This window comes from Enterococcus sp. C57 (assembly GCF_040887305.1).
Classification (GTDB): Bacteria; Bacillota; Bacilli; order Lactobacillales; family Enterococcaceae; genus Enterococcus_B; species Enterococcus_B hirae.
Genome location: NZ_JBFOFP010000002.1, coordinates 47,649 through 63,959 on the forward strand (window position 1 = coordinate 47,649; position 16,311 = coordinate 63,959).

The following is a 16,311-nucleotide window of genomic DNA, read 5'->3' on the forward strand; positions in this document are numbered from 1 at the left end:
TCAAATAATGGAAAAAGAATATTTTGTACAACAAGCAGCATTTCTGGATGATTATAAAAAAGAAGCAAAAGATGAAACGATCAATGTCGATCAATTAGCAGATCAAGTAATCAACCAATTGAATGAAACACAAGAGGATTATTATCTAATGAGTGGGGAAGTAGCAAAAGATGGCAATTCCCATCGTTTCCCATTCAGTCGTCGCGTTTATTCAGATGAAAACGACGGAACAATCAATACGGAGTATACTTATGAAGGAGAACCTTACGTCTTGCAAACGGAAGAAGATAAATAAGCAGTTCTCTAATCATTTAAAAAAAGTTCAGGTTTTTCAATCGAATGATGATTGGGAGACCTGGCTTTTTTTGCGACGGCAGATGCTCTTTGATAGAGCGAATATTATATTTATTCCGAAAAGTGAAAAAGTGGAACAAAAAATAAAAAACATATAGAAGTAAAGGAAAGCTACCTTGCCTCGAACAAGCTTTTTCCGTATACTGGATTTGAAGTGAGGGAAAAATCATGTTGAACTTAGAAAATTATTTAAAAGCGGGTCAAACAACGATATCAAACTTGTTGTTAAAAAATTATCATCGTATCGGATTACAAGCAGAAGAGTTTTTATTTATTTTGCAATTGCAAAGGGCGCAACTCGAAGGAGACTTTTTCCCAGATTTACACTCGATTGCGTTGGATATGGGTGTCAAACAAGAGCGTATCTATCAAATTTTAAATCACTTGATCAGTAATGGGTTTATTAAAATTGAAACAGCAACAATTGATGGTAAGCAAGCTGATCGTTACAATCTATATCCTATATATGAAATTTTAGGGAATTTTTTGGAAAGTCAAAATCAAAAACAAGCTGATTTAAGTCAAGAAAAAATGGTGCAGTCTGTTTATCAGTTATTTGAACAGGAATTTGGTCGCCCATTGTCAGCCATCGAATTTCAACGGATCGGTCAATGGTTAGAAGAAGATCATTATCAACCGGAAATTCTGAAACTTGCTTTACGTGAGGCTGTTTTGAATCAAGCGTATAGTTTTAACTATGTGGATCGAATCTTGTTGTCTTGGGAACGTAAAAATTTAAAGACGAAGCAACAAGTAGAAGAAGATCAAAAAAGACGAAAACAACAAATGTTACAAAAAGAAGTGGAAACCACTAACGCACAACCAGAAGCCTTGCCAAAAGTTACGTTGAAAAATTGGCTGGAGGAATAATATGTTAAGTAAACAAAAAACAATGGAAGCCTTGACAAAAATGTACGACATGTTCCCAGAAGCACATGGTGAATTAAAACATCGAAACCCTTATGAACTGTTGATTGCTGTCATACTCAGTGCTCAAGCAACCGATGTCTCAGTTAATAAAGCGACTCCAGCTCTTTTTGAAGCTTTTCCAACTCCTGAAAAGTTGGCTGCGGCTCCGATTGATGACATTATCCCTAAGATCAAAACGATTGGTCTTTACCGCAATAAAGCAAAAAATATCAAAGCATGTGCCCAACAATTGATGGATCGCTTTTCAGGTCAAGTTCCTCAAACTAGAGAAGAATTGATTTCTCTTCCAGGAGTTGGACGAAAGACAGCGAATGTCGTTTTAGGTGATGCTTTTGGTATACCAGCAATTGCTGTGGATACTCATGTCGAGAGAGTAACAAAACGTTTAAGGATTTGTAAGTTGAATGCCTCGGTGTTGGAAGTAGAAGAAACGCTGATGCGCAAAGTACCAAAAGAATTATGGGTCAAGACTCACCACACTTTAATATTTTTTGGTCGTTATCATTGCACGGCAAGAAGTCCACGGTGTGAAGTTTGCCCCTTGTTAGATATGTGTCAAGATGGAAAAAACAGAATGAAAGAAAAAACATTGAACGTAAAATAAAAGATAAAAAAAGGAAGTTGAGGTTTTTCTCAACTTCCTTTTTTGTTATGTGCCAGAAGACGTTGAACGACTAGAGGACTGTCCGGACTGTGCATTGTTCTCCGGAGGTGTTTGCGCTGGTGGTGTCGTGGATGACTCAGGAGTTGCCGAAGATGAAGAGCTTTGACTACTGCTGCTATTTTCTGGCGTTTCAGCTGAACTACTTGAATCATTTTTTTCACTTGAACTATCTACCGATGTCGAAGATTCGGCAGATGACTCAGTTGTTGAAGTTTCTGTCGATTCCGACGAAGAAGATACCGGTGTCGAACTTTCAGGTACCAGTGTCACTGATGAAGATGGCACCGTTGTTGAAGGGATCGTCGTACTTGGTGTTTTCTTGAGTTGATCGGTAAAGTATAATTCACCGCCAGATCTTACCAGACCGCTAGGCATTTGCCAATCGCTATTTGTGACGCTAGATGATACATATTTCATTAATTCTCGATAAACATCAGAAGCAACATGAGACGAAGCGGAGGTGACAGGTGTCATTTTGTTGTTATAACCGGTCCATACTGAGATGGCGTAGTTTGGTGTATAACCAGCAAATAAAATATCAGGATACACACCGCTAGAAGTTCCTAATTTTGCGTACTCATCATCCGTATAGTTGGAAGTCCCGGTTTTCCCAGCTTGGTATAATCCAGGAATCAACGCATTCGTCCCAGTTCCTTTTGTTAATGTATCTTTTAAAATATCTGTGACCATATAGGCTGTTTCTGGAGACATAGCTGTATTACCATCGGGATCGAACGTTTCTTCTGTGCCGTCTTGGAAGACGATCTTATTGACATATTGTGGTTTATAATACGTTCCTCCATTAGCGAAAGCAGCATAGGCAGCCGCCATTTTTAAGGAAGAAGCGCCATATTTTGTGCCGTCTTGTTTTTCTGTGTTACTTGAAATCGCATTTGATTGATGGATCGTACTATATTCAATTCCAAGATCTTTTAAAAAGGTGCTAACTTTATCTGCGCCGACTTCATTGAACAATTTGACAGCTGGAACGTTTCTGGAAAGATACAAGGCTTGTCTTAAGGTGATCGTCCCCATAAAGCGGTTATCCCAGTTGCCTACTGGTGTTGAGGTTCCTTCATAGTTATAAGGAGCATCACTGATCGTTTTTCCTGTAGAGTATTTTAGATATTCAAAAGCTGGGCCATAATCTGTGACTGGTTTCATTGTCGAACCGAAGTCACGAGAAGTATTAACAGCTAAGTTCATACCTAGTGTGACATCTTCTGCAATATGGCGACCGCCAATTTGTGCTTTTACTTGACCAGTATTGACATCGATCAACGTAGAAGCAACTTGCATTTCATCATCAGGATAGTTGACATAGTCATCAGTGTTGACAATATCATAAAGATGTTTTTGTGCGTCTAGATCTAAGTTAGTATAGATATCCAATCCATCAGTAAATACATTTTTATCCGTTTTTTCTTGAACTTCATTGATGACTTCTTTGACATAATTATCAACGATTTTTGAATTATCATCTTCTTTTTTCATCTCTTGAAGACCATCATCGATTGGTGTATTCACTGCAGCATCATATTCTGATTGAGAGATTTTCTTGTTTTGTAACATGGTATATAAAACAGTATCTCGCCGTTTTTTGGCTTGTTCTGGATATTGGTATGGGTCATAGGCAGAAGGCGCTTGTGGCATTCCAGCTAACAAAGCAGTCTGTGGTAATGAAAGTTCTGGTAATCTTTTACCAAAATAATTTTCTGCTGCCGTCTCCATTCCGTATAATCCGTTGGACATATAGACTTTGTTCACATAGTAAGTCAATATTTCTTGTTTTGATTTTTGTTGTTCTAATTTTACAGCTAACCAAGCTTCTTGTGCTTTTCGTTTCAAGGTTTGATCTGAAGCGTTGGTAGAGAAGTAGGAGAGCTTAATCAATTGTTGGGTCAATGTACTACCACCTTGAAGTCCTCCAGAAGTAAAGTTAGAAAGTGCAGAGCCGACGATCCGAACTGGGTCGATCCCGATATGTTTATAGAAACGACGATCTTCAACAGAAACGATGGCGTTTTCTAACGTTTTCGGCAATTCGTTTGCGGTAATCTTTTCTCTTTTTTCTGCTCCTAAATCTTCAAATAATTCGCCATTTTGTGTGTAAAGTTTAGAAGAAACAGTCGCATCTAATGCAGTGTCCGTTAATTTTGGAGCATCTTTTGCATAAAACCAAAATAATCCGACACCGGCTAGGAAAGCGATACAAATCAAAGAAAATAAAATCAAGATGATACGGATGAAAAGCCCACGCTTCTTATGCCCGGAACCTTTGCCAGAGGTTTTATTTCTTGTTTGACTCGTCTTTTTAGAAGAAGAGGGACTGTTTCGTCTGGAAGTTCTTGTTTGCTCATTTGCCATTCTTGCGATCTCCTTCGATAGTTAATGTTGATAAGTATTGATCTACCGCTTTTAGATAAGGGATACGTGGCGAAAAACCTGTTTGGATCTCGATCCCTATTTTTTCGATCAATGAAAGCGGAAGCGACTTTTTCCCCTGATCATTTTGCGCATGCCAATAATCGATCAGATAAGTACTATCTAAATAAAAGCAACGCTTCAACGTAGAAAACCATAATAGGACAAAACAAATTCCTTGTTGCTTTAGACAAGCTTCCATATGGTCAATTTGATGCGCATGGAAATTTTTGAAGGGAAAAGATGTCTTATTCTTTGTTTCTTTCGCTTCAAAATCCAAATAGAAACCTCGATATACACCGTTATAATCTGTTGTGGAGGCCTGTGAGAAATAAGCTTCCTTAATAACAGCGGCGCTACGTCGAGGATAATCTACTTTAACAATTTGAATGGGGGTTGGTTTTTTATGGATAACAGCTACTTGGTGCGCTAAGTAATACTGGTTACTTTCGTTAATTGCTTCTTCAAAACGCATCCCTCGATTGCCAAATTCAATGGCTGATTCTCTTTTTTCTTGAACTTTTTCCTTTAAAGAGGCATTCTTATGATAGGGTTGGCCGTTTGGATAGCGTAAAACCATTTTAATCACACTCCTAGCCAACATTATAGCAAAAAAGAATCAAGAAAGAAAAGGAAACTCAAATGGACCGATTAAAAGTGATGTATATTTCCGGTTATCGAAGTTTTGAACTTGGGGTTTTTAAGGAAAATGACCCTAAAATAACGGTTATTAAAAAAGTCTTAAAAAAAGAGATACAGCAATTAGTCGAAGAAGGACTTGAATGGGTTCTTACTAGTGGAAACTTGGGTATAGAAACATGGGTCACGGAAGTAGTTGCTGAATTAAAGCAGGAATACCCTGAGTTAAAGTTGGGGATCATCTATCCATTCAAAGAGTTTGGAAATAATTGGAATGAGAATAATCAAGAAAAGTTAAGAATGGCAGAACAGTTAGCAGACTACGTTGAAGCAGTTAGCCATCAAGCCTATCAGTCGCCTAGCCAATTAAGAAACCACACGCGTTTTTTACTTGACCATACCGATGGCTGTCTATTAATTTATGATCCTGAGTTTCCAGGGAAAACCCTGTATTTTCTGAAAGAGGCGCAAACCTATCAACAGGATCATTCTTATGAAATTCGGCTAGTCAGTATGGATGATTTACAAAATTTCAGTGAATAATTCAGATAGTGTTTGATTTATCAAGTTATTTCCGATACAATGATATAGGTAGAAACTGTTATTATGTAAATGAAAACTAGAGGTGTAAATATGGCGGAATTGGTTTATAGTCCTAAAGACATTTTACAACAAGAATTCAAAACAAAGATGCGTGGCTATGATCCCATCGAAGTGGATGAATTCTTAGACAATATCATCAAAGATTATGAAACTTACAGCAAAAAACTCCTTGCTTTACAAGAAGAAAATGATAAATTAAGTGCCAAAGTAGCACAATTATCAAAAACACAAGGAGCAGCACAAACGCGTGTTCAACAAGTTGAAACACCGAAAAGTGCAGCAGTCACAAATTTCGATATCTTGAAACGTTTGTCAAATCTTGAACGTGAAGTATTTGGAAAAAAATTGGATCAACAATCATCAACAGTGAATGTTTCCCAACCTAACCCAAACAACTACACAAATGCAAGTGACGATGATAACGAAAAGACACGTCAATTCTAAGATTGATGATACATTGCGGTTTTTGGGTAATCGCGGTCTGACATGATCAGGCTGAGGAAAGTCCATGCTCGCACAGGCTGTGATGCCTGTAGTGTTCGTGCTTAGCGAAACAATAAGCTAAGGTACTCTATTAGAGTAACGGCAGGAAAACAAGCTAAGGTTTTTAACTATGCTTAAGTATCCTTGAAAGTGCCACAGTGACGAAGCGAATAGGGAAACTTATTCGGTGGAACGCGGTAAACCCCTCGAGCGAGCAACCCAAACAATGGTAGGGGCGCTTTTTGTTGGGAATTAAGAACGAGACAAAAAGGCAGGTTAACTGCAGATAGATGGTTACCACATTGCTTTTTCTCCCTGGAAAAGTAGTGTACAGAACATGGCTTACAGAAAACCGCAATATAACAGGGAATACCTTCCAACCATGTTGTGAAGGTTTTTTTTAACATTAGAGTGTCACCACTGATTTATACCATTCAATAAATGGCTTGTTTGTTCAGGAACACAAAAATGAACGAGTGAAGAATGGCAATTTAGAGACAAGTATGAAAAAAATACTGATTCATTTTTCGGTTTGATTTTGCAAAAAGCTGGACGACCACGTTCAGCTTTTCTTATAAGGAGATAAGTATGGATACGACTAGAGAATTTAATCTTGTGGCAACGGCTGCAAGTGGGTTAGAAGCCCTTGTTGGAAAAGAACTACGTGACTTAGGCATTGATTGTCAAGTTGAAAATGGACGGGCACGTTTCAAAGGAACGATGGAAACGATCGCTACAGCAAATTTATGGTTACGAACAGCTGACCGGGTAAAGATCGTTGTTGGGGAATTTGATGCGTTTACCTTTGATGAACTATTTGAGAAAGTTAAAGCATTACCTTGGGAAGACTTTCTACCTTTAGATGCTGAATTTCCGGTTGCAGGAAAATCAATCAAGTCTAAGCTTTATAGTACACCTGATTGTCAGGCGATCACTAAAAAAGCGATCGTTGAACGATTGCGTAAGTATTATCACCGTCCGGCATCTGTTCCATTAACGGAGACAGGCGCACATTTTCAATTAGAAGTCGCTTTACTAAAAGATCATGTCATGATCACACTAGACACAACTGGTCCTAGTTTGTTCAAACGGGGATATCGTATGGAAAAAGGTGGCGCACCGTTGAAAGAAAACATGGCAGCCGCTTTAGTGATGTTGACAAATTGGCGAAAAGATCGTCCGTTTTATGATCCAGTGTGTGGTTCTGGTACGATCTGCATCGAAGCTGCCTTGATTGGACACAACATTGCACCAGGATTTAATCGTGAATTTGCTTGTGAATCATGGGATTGGTTTAGTAAAGATGTTATGGAAAATGTTCGAGCATTGGCAGAAGAGCAAGCAGACTATGATGTTGAACTCGATATCACAGGTTCTGATATCAATGGGCGGATGATCGAAATTGCTAAAGCGAATGCGGAAGAAATTGGCTTAGGCTCTTCAATCACGTTTAAACAACAAGCAGTCAAAGATTTCAAAACGGATAAAGAATACGGCGTAATCGTCGCGAATCCGCCTTATGGAGAGCGTTTAGGTGAAGAAGAAACGGTTCGTCGCTTGTATGAAGAAATGGGCGATGTTTTCCGTCCATTAAAGACATGGAGTAAGTATATTTTGACAAGTGATCTTACTTTTGAAGAGTATTATGGGCAAAAAGCTACTAAAAAACGTAAACTGTATAACGGAGCTTTACGGACTGATCTCTTCCAATACTGGGGAACGCGGCCACCAAGAAAAGACAAAACGATTTAAAATTATATTGGATGGATGGAGGAATAAATGATGAATGAAAAAGAATTGATGAAAGAACTAAAAGAAATCAATCTCTTGCAACAAACTTTGGGCATTTTAGATTGGGATATCCAAACGGGTATGCCAGAAAAAGCGAGTGAGGATCGTAGTGAAGTCAATAGTTATCTTTATAGTCTTTATTTCTCAAAGAAAATTGGACCTAAGATCAAAGAAGCCATCCAATATTTTTCTGAACATCCCAATGAATTATCTGAAACGGGAAAAATCGTGTTTGAGAAGGTCAAAGAAGACTATGAACTTGAATATAAAGTTCCTGAAGAATTGATGACTGCATTGACAGCAGCAACTTCTACCGCACAAGTGCAATGGCAGCAATCTCGTGAAACGAAAAATTTTGCGGATTTTCAAGAAGCATTGACTAAAAATATTGAGTTAACAAAACAGTTGATACCCTATTGGAAAAAAGACGAAGCAACTGATTATGATGTGTTACTCAACCAATATGAACCAGGGATGTCTGTTGAAATCTTAGATCGTGTTTTCCAACAAGTAAAAGAAGGGATCATGGAAATTAGAAAAACCTTAGCAGAAAAAGGTCATGAACCAGATACCTCTTTTCTTTCTCGAAAAATGACTAAAGCCCAACAAAAAAGGTTTGTCACAGGCGTGATTGAACAGTTAGGTTATGATTTCTCAAGAGGACGTTTAGATGACACAATCCATCCTTTTATGATCGGGATCAATCATAATGATGCACGTATTACGACTCGTTGGAATGAACATGACTTTAAAATGGCAGTCTTTGGCGTGATCCATGAAGCTGGTCATGGAATGTATGAGCAAGATATTGACGAAAAATTTGCTTATACTCCGATTTACCAAGGTACTTCAATGGGAATCCACGAATCTCAATCACTGTTCAATGAGATCATTATTGGTAGCAATCGAAGTTTCTGGGAAAAACAATATCCATTTTTCCAACAATGTGCAGAAGGAACATTCGATGATATTTCATTTACTGACTTTTATCGCTCGCTGAAACAAACCCAAGCAAGCTTGATTCGAATTGAAGCAGATAGTTTAACCTATCCATTGCATATCATTATTCGTTATGAAATTGAGAAAATGATTTTCAATGAAGGCGTGGACGTGGCTCAGTTACCAACTATTTGGAATCAAAAGTATGAAGAATATCTAGGAGTACGACCTGCGAATGATTTAGAAGGAATCTTGCAAGATGTCCACTGGTCAGGAGCTAGTTTTGGTTACTTCCCATCTTATGCTTTAGGATATATGTATGCTGCGCAACTGCTTCACGCATTAGAAAAAGAGCTTTCGATCGATGAAGTGTTAGCATCCGATGATTATCGACCAATCAAAGAATGGATGAAAGAAAAGATCCATCAATATGGTGCATCTAGAAAACCAACGCAATTGATTCAGGATGCAACCGGTGAGGTACTAAATCCGCAGTATTTGATCGATTACATGAAAAAAATCTATTTTTCGGTCTATCAAGTAGCTGAATTCAGTAGCGAGAAAGAAGGAAAATAAATGGAGAAACTGCAGGAAATTGCTGATTACAGTTTCAAGCAATTAGCAATGGATCAAACTGGACACGGGATTGATCATACGGTACGAGTCGTTAAATTAGCAGAGAAAATTTTAGCAACTGAACCGCAAGCTGATCCATTGATTACCCTTGCTTCTGCTTATTTGCATGATACGATCGATGATAAAGTTGTAGCCGATGAAACGAAAGCAAAAGCAGAGTTACATCAATTTTTGCAACGTTTAGAGCTATCAGATGCAACCATTGAATCAATCTTTTTGATTATTGAAAACCTGTCTTTTTCAAAAGGGTTGTCAGGTGAAGAAATGGCATTACCTATTGAAGGAAAAATTGTTCAAGATGCAGATCGTCTTGAAGCCTTAGGAGCAATTGGTATTTTGCGTACGGCTTATTTTGGTGGTGGACATGGCCATCCCATTTTTGATGAAAGTCGGCACCCAATCAGTTATCAAAATAAAAAAGATTATCGCAAAGGGTCTACTGTGATCAATCATTTTTACGAAAAATTGTTCTTATTACCAGATAGGATGAACACCCCATATGGTATAAAGGAAGCAAAACGACGAGAAGCCTTTATGCGAGAATTTATTGATGAATTCTTCAATGAATGGTCAGTAGGAGACCCTGATTTTACTCCCGAAAGCTGGTTGGCAACAGGAGGTTGAGACAAAAGTGTTTAGCATCAAGAAATAAGAAGGAATTTCCGAAAATTGACAAGAAACACAAAAACTCGTTTTTGATGTTGATTGTTACCTACTTGGTGCTTCTCAAATTTTTGGTAAATTTCGGCAAATTTTCCGAAGATGCTACTTTTGTCTTACCGTGAACAAGAGGTCGTGAAAAGAGTGCCTTGACCTGAGCGCTCACCAAGTAAAAACTGCGACGAGTAATCGCAGGAGCATTAAGGATGAAAACCTCGAAACAGCTCCCCATGTTTTGAGATTTTTTGACTTATCGCCGAAGGTCAGCTCTTTGAACACCGTTTATTCGATTTTAGAGAGACCAGAAGAGACTGAGGCAAGGTTTGTCTCAGTCTCTTCTTGTGGTCATGAGTAGTAACTGATGACCATAGGGAACGTTTTTTGTGTTGGGAGAAAGACTTCTGAAAATAGCTACAGGTAAGCGCCTTGGACCAAGTAATATATAGCTAGAGAAGCAAACATTAAAAGAATCTAATATACAAATAGAATATTCGTTTTTTTATTTCATAACAAAAAACAAGGCTAACTAATGGCGGAAAATTCAGAATATATGGAATATTTATTGGAAAGTTGATTAAGTTAAGGGTTGATATTAGCTAGATGTGATCCTCTTAAAAATAACGATAGTTACTAAAATAAGTAAAAAAATATTTCGTTAGTGGAGTACCGATTGTTTTGTTATGTAAGAAAATACTCAGTTAAATAACTCTCATAATTTGTGTAAGCGCTATCAGAAAAGGTATACTTATAAACAGGAATGAAAGGCTGCATATTCGTTCCTCAACCTTGAAGGTTAGAAAAATGGGGGTGGAGACATGTCTTCTGAAGTATTGTCAACTTATTTAGGACAGGAACTGGCTTTATTGAAGGAAAAGGGACTATACAACACGATTGATATCCTTGAAGGTGCAAATGGTGCGATCATTGAGGTAGCAGGGAAAAATTTGATCAATCTAGCATCGAATAATTATTTGGGGTTTGCTGATCGAGTGGAGCTGAAACAAGCGTGTATCGACGCAACGAATCGCTATGGTGTCGGCGCAGGTGCTGTCCGAACAATTAATGGCACATTTGTAATATGGGAGCTATTTCAGCCATTATGACTAAGGAGGATGCGATCTTATCAGATGAATTGAATCATGCTTCGATCATCGATGGATGTCGCCTCTCTGGTGCCAAAATCATTCGTGTTAAGCATCAAGATATGAACGATCTAGAAGAAAAAGCAAAAGAAGCGGTAAATAGTGGGAAATATAACAAAATCATGTATATCACAGACGGTGTTTTTTCAATGGATGGCGATGTAGCTAATTTACCCGATATGATCCCAATTGCCGAAAAATACGGGTTGATTACTTATGTGGATGATGCCCATGGTTCTGGAGTGATGGGAAAAGGAGCCGGCACAGTGAAGCATTTTGGTCTCCAACAGAAAATTGACATGCAAATGGGTACATTGTCTAAAGCAATCGGTGTCGTTGGTGGCTATGTCGCAGGATCTAAATCGTTGATCGACTGGTTAAAATCACGAGGACGTCCTTTCTTGTTTTCAACATCACTTACACCAGGTGCTGCTGGCGCTGCTCTAGCATCGATTCAACTGATGCAAGATCATCCAGAATTAGTCGAAAAAGTTTGGGAAAATGCCATTTATTTCAAAGAAGAACTGAAAAAAATCGGTTATGACATCGGAGTGTCGGAAACACCAATCACTCCAGTGATACTTGGCGATGAGAGTCTAACACAACAATTTTCTAAAAAGTTGATTGAAAATGGACTATATGTGAAACCAATCGTTTATCCAACCGTACCATTGGGAACAGGTCGTGTTCGTAATATGCCAACTGCAGCTCATACCAAAGAAATGCTCGATCATGCTGTAGCGATTTACCAAAAAGTCGGAAATGAAATGGGCATCATTTGATTTAGTAGAAACGATCTCGCCTGAAACCTAAGTGAAAGAAGATCATAGGATAGGGCATTTCGGTTGTGTTTCTGTGAAAATCGAAGAATCACCTTTTTTATATTTTGCTCGTCGATGGAATGGTCGATGGAATGTAGGTAGCATTTATTTTTAATAGATAGTGAAAATGAACTAAAAAGGAGTGTTTGTATGAAAAAAGTATTAGTTACTGGCTGTCTTGGACAAATCGGATCGGAATTAGTTTTACGTTTAAGGGAAGATTTGGGTAATGAAAATGTTGTCGCAACGGATATTCGTATGCCTGAAAAGCTAGAAGATGGTGAACTATTTGAAATTTTAGACGTCATGGATTACGAAAAAATGCGAGCGTTAGTCGAAAAACATCAGGTAGATACTTTGATTCATTTAGCAGCGCTTTTATCAGCTGTCGCTGAAGCAAAACCAAAGTTCGCTTGGGACCTCAATATGGTTGGGTTAGTCAATGCGCTGGAAGTCGCAAGAGAATTTAAGTTAAAATTCTTCACGCCAAGTTCAATCGGCGCTTTTGGACCTAATACACCAAAAGATGAGACTCCTCAAGATACACTCCAACGACCAACAACAATGTATGGCGTGACAAAAGTCGCAGGCGAGCTTTTGTGTGACTACTATTATACAAAGTATGGCGTAGATACACGAGGTGTACGCTTCCCAGGATTGATTTCTTATAAAACTTTACCTGGTGGTGGGACAACAGACTATGCAGTGGATATTTATTATTCAGCTATTAAAGAAGGAAAATACACGTGCTTTATTGATCGTGGTACAGCTATGGACATGATGTACATGCCAGATGCCATTGAGGCGATTATTCAGTTGATGAATGCTGATCCTAAAAATTTAGTTCATCGCAATGCATTCAATATCTCTGCGATGTCTTTTGAACCAGAAGAAATCAAAGCGTCAATCAAAAAAGTGTTTCCTGATTTTGAAATGGACTATGCAGTTGATCCAGTGCGACAATCGATCGCAGACTCTTGGCCAAATTCATTAGATATTAGTTGTGCGCAAAAAGAGTGGGGCTTTCAACCACGTTACGACCTAGATAAAATGACTCAAGATATGTTGACCAAGTTGCAAGAGAAATTGACAGCAACAGTCTAATTACTATAGTTTATCGTAAACTTCCGATCGAGTGGTGGGGAGTTTACGATAAAGGGAGGATAAGCGATGGAACGTAACCAAGTATCGGTTGAAAAAAACAAAGTCGAACTAAAGCGAACGATGGGCTTTTTTACTGCTTTATCGACTGTTATGGGAACAGTGATTGGAGCGGGAGTATTCTTTAAAGCAGCGAGTGTCGCAGAAGTTACAGGATCAGTTAGTTTACATATGCTTTCTTGGTTTTTGGGAGGTATCATCTCCGTCTGTGCAGGTTTAACTGGTGCAGAACTTGCCGCAGCGATCCCCGAAACAGGTGGTATGGTCAAATATATCGAACGAACCTATGGTCAAACGGCTGCTTTTTTGTTAGGTTGGGCACAAGTTGTGATTTACTTTCCTGCAAATGTAGCGGCACTATCAATCATCTTTGGGACACAATTTGTGAACTTATTTGCCTTAGAACAGCAATGGATTGTCCCCATCGCTATTATAGCCGCTGTGACGATCATGCTGATCAATTTTTTAGGATCAAAAGTTGGTGGAACTTTTCAATCCATTACCTTAATCTGTAAATTGATCCCACTGGCAGTCATCGTCTTGTTTGGCTTATTTCGCAGCGGTGGAGTAGAGTTTCAGCTGTTTCCCATAGAATCAGGAAAAGATCTGCCATTGTTTTCAGCATTAGGTGCGGGCTTGTTAGCGACAATGTTTGCTTATGATGGTTGGATTCACGTTGGAAACATTGCAGGAGAATTAAAAAAACCGGCAAAAGATTTACCGAAAGCCATTTCTATAGGAATCATCGGGATTATGGTTGTTTATTTATTCGTTAATACCGTCTTTTTAAAAACAGCTTCGATTGGAGGAATCAGTGGCAACAGTAATGCTGCTAGCGAAGTGGCTACCATGATTTTTGGTGGCGTAGGTGGGAAACTTGTAACTGTCGGGATTTTGATTTCAGTCTATGGAACAATCAATGGCTATACACTTACTGGGATGCGCCTGCCCTATGTGATGGCCCAAGAAAAACGGTTACCTTTCAGTCACCACTTAGGAAAATTGAACGATCGAACGAAGATTCCAGTGGTTGCTGGTGTTTTGGAACTAGTGATTGCGATCGGTATGATGATGGTCGGTGGATTTGATATGCTGACGGATATGCTTGTTTTTGTGATTTGGATTTTTTATACGATGGTATTTGTAGGTGTAATTATATTGAGAAAAACAGCTCCAAAACTTGAAAGGCCTTATAAAGTTCCGCTATACCCAATCATTCCGCTAATCGCCATTCTTGGTGGTGCTTTTATCGTGGTTAGTACGTTACTGACACAAACACTTTTAGCATTTAGCGGAATCGCTTTGACATTAGTCGGAATCCCTGTTTATTTATATTTGAAAAATAAATATCCTGTAGTTTAACATATAAATGATAGTTAAACGTGCATTCTGTTGTAGCGTGTCAAGTTAAGCAATGCTAACTTTACCAACCAGCTACAAGAGAATGCACGTTTTTATCCTGTTTTTTTTCTTAACTGTTTTAGTCGGCGCCAAGCACGAAAAAGGTTTAATAAGACGAGAAAACCAGCAACAGTAATGGGAATCCAAATCAAGTAGATCGGATAACCTAATTGATCTGATAAAGATCGAGAGGAAGCTTGCTCCATTTCAAGTAGTGCTTGTTGCCATGTCTGTAAGTTAAACACGAGCATGAAACTAGCAATAATTAACAAGATAAATCCAAGATAGCGGATGGTCGTTTTTTTACGTATATACGCAAAAATGAGATAGAGAATCAATAAAAAAGCGGGTACGCCAAACACAAAATAAATATTAAGCACGCTAATCGCCTCCTTTTGTTAATGATACTTCAATTAATATAAATTTAAAAATAATTACCCCATAACTTGCATAGTTTACAAGAGTACTGATAAGATGAAACCGTTAGTTAAGATGAAAAAGGGGGATGTTTATGGCTAGTTATATTGAACCGATTCGCTTTGCACTTATTGTTTTTCCATTTTTGGCATTAGCGATTTCTTCGGTTTTTTTCATTTATGAATATCGAAAGTATGGAACGTTTATTTTTTCGAGAGCGGTTATCTTATATTCGTTTGTTTTTTATTTGTTATGTGCTTATTTTTTGATCATTTTACCGTTACCTTCAAAGGAAGCCGTTGCTCAAATGACCGGACCTAAAATGGAATTACATTTATTTGCATCATGGGTCCATTTCCGAGAGAATACCGTCTTGGTTTTATCTGATCCAAGTACGTATTTACCAGCGATGCGACAAAGCGTTTTTTTAGAACCGGTATTTAATGTTTTGCTTTTATTACCTTTTGGGATCTATTTAAGATATTATTTTCGATTATCTTTTGTGAAAACCATCATTGCAAGTTTTTGTCTTTCCTTATTTTTTGAATTGACACAGTTAAGTGGGTTGTATTTTATTTATCCTCGACCTTATCGGCTATTTGATGTCAATGACTTATTGACGAATACGATCGGAGGAACGTTAGGGTACATTATGACACCAATCTTTACCTTCATGTTGCCTACGAGAGCAAGAATGGATGAAGTGTCATACGAAAAAGGGAAAACAGTTTCTCTAACGAGACGATTAGTTGCCTATCTCATTGATTGGGCTTTCTTATCGGTTTTATCCGTACTGATTGCTGTGACTCTTCAATTGTCTTTGAAAATAGGTGATATCACTTCAAGTAGTTGGTGGGTATTTTTAGAAGTCTTGCTTTATTTCATGGTCATACCATATGTAACAAACGGTCTCACTTTAGGTAAAAAAATCGTACGCATTCGTGTGGTTTCAGATAACGGAAAACGACTTTCTTTTAAAGCACTGTTTATCCGTTATGGGTATCTTTACTTTTTATTTTATGGGTTAGCTTGGCTTAGTCAGACGATCCAACATATCACTGACCATACGACAGGTGTATTACAGGTAAGCGGGATTTTTATTGTGTTGGGTGTTGCATTTGCACAGTTTATCTTCATGCTGAATCTTTTCTTGTCATTCCTTCGTAAGAAAAGAGTGCTGTTCTATGAAAAAGCCAGTCAAACACATACGATTAGTACCATTCAACCAAAAGGGAACTAGTGGATC

At 38.2% G+C, this 16,311-nt stretch carries 14 protein-coding genes, 1 other RNA gene and 1 pseudogene; 13 read left to right on the forward strand and 3 right to left on the reverse strand.

What is annotated here, in order from left to right; translation table 11 throughout:
* The first annotated feature begins 7 nt into the window (after nt 1-7).
* From AB5M32_RS02150 to nth, 3 genes are all read left to right on the forward strand, one after another.
* Nucleotides 8-295 carry a DUF5960 family protein gene (locus tag AB5M32_RS02150; RefSeq protein WP_014834686.1) on the forward strand — a complete coding sequence of 96 codons (288 nt, stop codon included), beginning with the start codon at nt 8-10 and terminating at the stop codon, nt 293-295.
* A gap of 227 nt (nt 296-522) precedes the next feature.
* Complete coding sequence (locus tag AB5M32_RS02155) at nt 523-1,224, forward strand: DnaD domain protein (protein ID WP_010737511.1); 702 nt, start codon at nt 523-525, stop codon at nt 1,222-1,224.
* 1 nt (nt 1,225) lies between these two features.
* Nucleotides 1,226-1,888: an endonuclease III gene (gene nth / locus AB5M32_RS02160; protein WP_010737512.1), complete on the forward strand. Its 663-nt coding sequence runs from the start codon at nt 1,226-1,228 to the stop codon at nt 1,886-1,888.
* A 45-nt stretch (nt 1,889-1,933) separates the two neighbouring features.
* Here nth and AB5M32_RS02165 read toward each other — a convergent pair whose 3' ends face one another.
* Complete coding sequence (locus tag AB5M32_RS02165) at nt 1,934-4,315, reverse strand: PBP1A family penicillin-binding protein (RefSeq protein ID WP_010719246.1); 2,382 nt, start codon at nt 4,313-4,315, stop codon at nt 1,934-1,936.
* Complete coding sequence (gene recU / locus AB5M32_RS02170; RefSeq protein WP_010719245.1) at nt 4,305-4,952, reverse strand: Holliday junction resolvase RecU; 648 nt, start codon at nt 4,950-4,952, stop codon at nt 4,305-4,307. The genes AB5M32_RS02165 and recU overlap by 11 nt, the downstream gene beginning before the upstream one ends.
* Before the next feature lie 62 nt (nt 4,953-5,014).
* On the opposite strand from recU, the gene AB5M32_RS02175 reads away from it, so the two are divergent.
* The 9 genes and pseudogenes from AB5M32_RS02175 to AB5M32_RS02215 all read left to right on the forward strand — a co-directional run bounded on the left by AB5M32_RS02175 (nt 5,015) and on the right by AB5M32_RS02215 (nt 14,609).
* The gene (locus AB5M32_RS02175) at nt 5,015-5,554 is read left to right on the forward strand and encodes a DUF1273 domain-containing protein (RefSeq protein ID WP_178286305.1); all 540 of its coding nucleotides are present in this window, start codon (nt 5,015-5,017) and stop codon (nt 5,552-5,554) included.
* A gap of 90 nt (nt 5,555-5,644) precedes the next feature.
* On the forward strand, nt 5,645-6,058 hold the full coding sequence (gene gpsB, locus AB5M32_RS02180) for a cell division regulator GpsB (RefSeq protein WP_010719243.1): 414 nt from the start codon (nt 5,645-5,647) through the stop codon (nt 6,056-6,058).
* A gap of 18 nt (nt 6,059-6,076) precedes the next feature.
* Nucleotides 6,077-6,447, forward strand: an RNA gene (gene rnpB, locus AB5M32_RS02185) — RNase P RNA component class B.
* 238 nt (nt 6,448-6,685) lie between these two features.
* A complete protein-coding gene (locus AB5M32_RS02190) occupies nt 6,686-7,849 on the forward strand; it encodes a class I SAM-dependent RNA methyltransferase (protein ID WP_178286303.1) in 1,164 nt (387 codons plus the stop codon).
* 30 nt (nt 7,850-7,879) lie between these two features.
* Nucleotides 7,880-9,403, forward strand: coding sequence for a carboxypeptidase M32 (locus tag AB5M32_RS02195; protein WP_025480194.1), 1,524 nt, complete (start codon nt 7,880-7,882; stop codon nt 9,401-9,403).
* Entirely contained in the window at nt 9,404-10,087 is a 684-nt protein-coding gene (locus AB5M32_RS02200; RefSeq protein WP_010719240.1) for an HD domain-containing protein, read from the forward strand.
* Nucleotides 10,088-10,938: 851 nt separating this feature from the next.
* Nucleotides 10,939-12,047: pseudogene (locus tag AB5M32_RS02205) on the forward strand (aminotransferase class I/II-fold pyridoxal phosphate-dependent enzyme).
* Nucleotides 12,048-12,236: 189 nt separating this feature from the next.
* On the forward strand, nt 12,237-13,190 hold the full coding sequence (locus AB5M32_RS02210; RefSeq protein WP_178286299.1) for an L-threonine 3-dehydrogenase: 954 nt from the start codon (nt 12,237-12,239) through the stop codon (nt 13,188-13,190).
* 66 nt (nt 13,191-13,256) lie between these two features.
* Nucleotides 13,257-14,609, forward strand: a complete 1,353-nt coding sequence (locus tag AB5M32_RS02215; RefSeq protein ID WP_010719237.1) for an APC family permease — start codon at nt 13,257-13,259, stop codon at nt 14,607-14,609.
* Between the two features lie 92 nt (nt 14,610-14,701).
* Here the strand turns inward: AB5M32_RS02215 and AB5M32_RS02220 are convergent, their stop codons facing one another.
* Nucleotides 14,702-15,028: a hypothetical protein gene (locus tag AB5M32_RS02220; protein WP_010719236.1), complete on the reverse strand. Its 327-nt coding sequence runs from the start codon at nt 15,026-15,028 to the stop codon at nt 14,702-14,704.
* A 131-nt stretch (nt 15,029-15,159) separates the two neighbouring features.
* Here AB5M32_RS02220 and AB5M32_RS02225 point away from each other — a divergent pair, with 131 nt between their 5' ends.
* Entirely contained in the window at nt 15,160-16,305 is a 1,146-nt protein-coding gene (locus AB5M32_RS02225) for a VanZ family protein (protein ID WP_094940252.1), read from the forward strand.
* The last annotated feature ends 6 nt before the right edge of the window (nt 16,306-16,311 follow it).

Coding starts and splice junctions, on each gene's coding strand:
- gpsB (WP_010719243.1), top strand. CDS start 5,645: ATGGCGGAATTGGTTTATAGTCCTAAAGACATTTTACAACAAGAATTC.
- recU (WP_010719245.1), bottom strand. CDS start 4,952: ATGGTTTTACGCTATCCAAACGGCCAACCCTATCATAAGAATGCCTCT.
- AB5M32_RS02225 (WP_094940252.1), top strand. CDS start 15,160: ATGGCTAGTTATATTGAACCGATTCGCTTTGCACTTATTGTTTTTCCA.
- AB5M32_RS02155 (WP_010737511.1), top strand. CDS start 523: ATGTTGAACTTAGAAAATTATTTAAAAGCGGGTCAAACAACGATATCA.
- AB5M32_RS02215 (WP_010719237.1), top strand. CDS start 13,257: ATGGAACGTAACCAAGTATCGGTTGAAAAAAACAAAGTCGAACTAAAG.
- AB5M32_RS02210 (WP_178286299.1), top strand. CDS start 12,237: ATGAAAAAAGTATTAGTTACTGGCTGTCTTGGACAAATCGGATCGGAA.
- AB5M32_RS02190 (WP_178286303.1), top strand. CDS start 6,686: ATGGATACGACTAGAGAATTTAATCTTGTGGCAACGGCTGCAAGTGGG.
- AB5M32_RS02195 (WP_025480194.1), top strand. CDS start 7,880: ATGAATGAAAAAGAATTGATGAAAGAACTAAAAGAAATCAATCTCTTG.
- AB5M32_RS02175 (WP_178286305.1), top strand. CDS start 5,015: ATGGACCGATTAAAAGTGATGTATATTTCCGGTTATCGAAGTTTTGAA.
- AB5M32_RS02150 (WP_014834686.1), top strand. CDS start 8: ATGGAAAAAGAATATTTTGTACAACAAGCAGCATTTCTGGATGATTAT.
- AB5M32_RS02165 (WP_010719246.1), bottom strand. CDS start 4,315: ATGGCAAATGAGCAAACAAGAACTTCCAGACGAAACAGTCCCTCTTCT.
- nth (WP_010737512.1), top strand. CDS start 1,226: ATGTTAAGTAAACAAAAAACAATGGAAGCCTTGACAAAAATGTACGAC.
- AB5M32_RS02200 (WP_010719240.1), top strand. CDS start 9,404: ATGGAGAAACTGCAGGAAATTGCTGATTACAGTTTCAAGCAATTAGCA.